Source organism: Phycicoccus sp. DTK01 (assembly GCF_017312765.1).
Classification (GTDB): domain Bacteria; phylum Actinomycetota; class Actinomycetes; order Actinomycetales; family Dermatophilaceae; genus Phycicoccus; species Phycicoccus jejuensis.
This window is the reverse complement of record NZ_BOPU01000017.1, coordinates 1-2883: the sequence shown is the minus strand read 5'-3', so window position 1 is coordinate 2883 and position 2883 is coordinate 1. Positions and strand designations below refer to the sequence as shown.

Annotated in this window: 4 protein-coding genes; 1 reads left to right on the top strand and 3 read right to left on the bottom strand. The window is 73.3% G+C overall.

All coding sequences use genetic code 11. The features are described 5' to 3' along the window. On the bottom strand, positions 1-731 hold a 731-nt coding region (locus J3473_RS19625), incomplete at its 3' end, for a cation transporter (protein ID WP_242525974.1). Positions 732-906: 175 nt separating this feature from the next. Continuing rightward, positions 907-1116: a heavy-metal-associated domain-containing protein gene (locus J3473_RS19170; RefSeq protein WP_030529344.1), complete on the bottom strand. Its 210-nt coding sequence runs from the start codon at positions 1114-1116 to the stop codon at positions 907-909. A gap of 154 nt (positions 1117-1270) precedes the next feature. Here J3473_RS19170 and J3473_RS19165 point away from each other — a divergent pair, with 154 nt between their 5' ends. Continuing rightward, complete coding sequence (locus J3473_RS19165; RefSeq protein ID WP_036830486.1) at positions 1271-1870, top strand: phosphatase PAP2 family protein; 600 nt, start codon at positions 1271-1273, stop codon at positions 1868-1870. Between the two features lie 6 nt (positions 1871-1876). Here the strand turns inward: J3473_RS19165 and J3473_RS19160 are convergent. After that, a partial coding sequence (locus J3473_RS19160) for a cell wall metabolism sensor histidine kinase WalK (protein WP_207025399.1) occupies positions 1877-2883 on the bottom strand: 1007 nt, incomplete at its 5' end.

Genomic DNA, 2883 nt, shown 5'->3' with positions numbered 1-2883 from the left:
TTGGCGCCCATCTCCAGCAGGGCGCGCAGGGCGGCGCCGGCCCGGCGCTTGGAGCGCTTCTCGACGTAGCGCCCGGCGAGGATGAACAGGGTCACCCCGGCGCCGACCTCGAGGTAGATGTTGGCGGCGCCGTCCGAGGGGGCGATGGTCAGCTCGAACGGGTGGGTCATGCCCGGTGTGCCGGCGGTGCCGAGGAAGAGGGCGTAGAGGGACCACAGGAACGCGGCGAGGGTCCCCATCGAGATGAGGGTGTCCATGGTGGCGCTGCCGTGGCGCAGGTTGGCCCATGCTGCGCGGTGGAAGGGCCACGCGGCCCAGAGGATGACCGGGGCCGCGAGGGTGAGGCTGGCCCACTGCCAGTACGTGAACTGCAGCGCGGGGACCATCGACATCGCGATGACAGGGACCGACAGGGCTGCGGCGCCGATCAGCCTGTGGCGCAGCCCGGTCAGCTCGGGGTCTGGTGCGTCCTCGCTCGGCGCGCCTGGGGTGGCGGCCGGCGCCGGCAGGGCCGCGGTGTAGCCGGTCTTCTCGATCTCGGCGACCAGTGCGGCGGGGTCGTAGCCCGCGGGGGTGGTGACCGTGGCCTTCTCGGTGGCGTAGTTGACGCTGGCCTGGACGCCGTCGAGCTTGTTCAGCTTGCGCTCGATGCGGTTGGCGCAGGAGGCGCACGTCATGCCGCCGATCTGCAGCTCGATGGACTGGCCCGTCCCGGGTGTGGTGGTGCTCATCGCTCGGACCCTCCATGCTGGTGCGATGTGGTGGAGGCGGGTGAGTGGGGGGTCTGGCCCTGGTGCTCCCAGCGAGTCACCACGGCCTGCGGCACAAGCGCGCCGGCGGCGGTGAAGGAAGCGACGAAGACCAGGGCCAGGGCGGCCCCGAAGAGCGCCAGCCGGGTGGCGGCGCTCATCGGACGGGCTCGGCGGTGTACCCGGCTTCCTCCACGGCGGCCAGCACCTGCGCCTCGTCGACCTGGTCTCCGCCGACCACGAGCCGCCCGGACGAGGCGTCGACCTCGAGGACCTGGACGCCCGGGAGCTCGCCGACCTCTTCACGGACCGACATCTCGCAGTGCCCGCAGGTCATGCCGGTGACTCGGAACTCGGTGGTGCTCATGGTGTCTACCTCTCGTCGGGATACCCCTACCGGGTACCTGTACGGTTCAACGTATGCCCCAGGGGGGTATTCCGCAAGAGGCTGGTGTCCCACAGGTTCGGCACAGGTGGGAGCGGCACACTGCAGTGTCCCTGTGGAGAAAGGCCGCACCTGCATGCCCACGTCCTCGCTCGACGAGCGGCTCTTCGCCGCGGTCCAGTCGTTCGCCCGCTCGACGCCCTGGCTGCACGGGCCGGCCGTGCTCTTCGCGACCTACGGCGTCGTGCTCTTCGCCGGCCTGGCCCTGTGGGCGCTGCTGCGGGCCCGAGGCTCCACCGACCGTCACCTCGCCGCCGCCGGATGGGTTGCGCTCGGCACGCTCGTGGCCGTGACGGTCAACCAGCCCGTCGCCGCGCTGTTCGGCGAGGCGCGCCCGTACGCGACCCACCCTGGTGCGCTGCTGCTCGTCCAGCGGACCACCGACGTGTCCTTCCCGTCGGACCACGCCACGATGGCCGGCGCCGTCGCCGTGGGCCTCCTCATCGCGGCGCCGCGTCTGGGCCGCTGGGCTGTCGTGGCGGCGGTCGCGATGGCGTTCACGCGCGTCTACGTCGGCGCCCACTACCCGCAGGACGTCCTCGCCGGCCTCCTGCTCGGCGGGCTCGTGGCAGGGGCCGGGTGGCTGCTGCTGCGCCGGACGCTGACCGCGCTCACGGGATGGCTGCGCGGTCGTCCGGTCGTACGGGAGGTGTTCCGTCCCGTCGCCTCCGGCTGACCGCGGTCAGGTGCGAGGCAGTCGGAGCGCGAAGGTGGCTCCGGTGCCGGCGCCGTGGCTGCGGGCGGTGAGGGTGCCGCCGTGGGCCTCCGCGATGGCGCGGCTGATCGTCAGGCCGATGCCCGAGCCGCCTCCGTCAGCGGCGGTGCGGGAGGAGTCGGCGCGGTAGAAGCGCTCGAAGACGTGGGGCAGGTGTTCGGCGGTGATGCCCTCGCCGTCGTCCACGACGTGCAGGACCGCATGGCTCGCGTCCTGGGCGGTGCGCACGGTGACGGTGCCCCCGGCGGGCGTGTGCCGCAGGGCGTTGCGCAGGAGGTTGGTCAGGACCTGACCCAGGCGCTCGGGGTCGGCGTCGACCGTGACCGCCGCAGCCGATTCGTCGGTCCGCAGGGTGACCCCGCGGGCCTCGAAGGCCGAGGTCTCCGTGGCGGCCACCTCGGCGGCCAGCGCGCCGAGGTCGAGCCGGACGGGGTGCAGCTCGAGGCGCCCCTCCTGGGCGCGGCTGACCGCGCCGAGGTCGTCGGCGAGGCGGCGCAGGCGGTGTGTGCTCGAGCGCAACACCGCGAAGGTCGCGGCGTCCGGGGCGACGACGCCGTCCTCGAGGGCCTCGAGGTGGGCCTCGACGGTGGCCAGCGGGGTGCGCAGCTCGTGGCCGAGGTCGCTGAGCATCCGGCGGCGGGTGCCCTCGACCTGTTCCAGGCGCGCGCCGAGCTCGTTGATGGTGCTCGACATCCGGTCCAGCTCGACCCCGAGGCCGGAGGCCGGGACGCGCACGTCGTAGCGCCCGGCGGCGACGTCGGCGGCGGCGTCGACGACGCGGCGTGTGGAGCGCTGGACCCGGCGGGTGAACCACACACTGACGGCCAGCGCGGCGCCGACGGAGACCAGCAGGGCGACGCCCATCGCGACCAGGAGCGCGTCGCGGAAGGCCATCTCGAGGTGGTAGGTCTCCGAGCTGCTCGGGTCGGTGCCGGCCTCGAGCAGGTGCTGGTGGAAGAGTCCCGGGCCCACGA

Coding starts and splice junctions, on each gene's coding strand:
- J3473_RS19170 (WP_030529344.1), bottom strand. CDS start 1,116: ATGAGCACCACCGAGTTCCGAGTCACCGGCATGACCTGCGGGCACTGC.
- J3473_RS19165 (WP_036830486.1), top strand. CDS start 1,271: ATGCCCACGTCCTCGCTCGACGAGCGGCTCTTCGCCGCGGTCCAGTCG.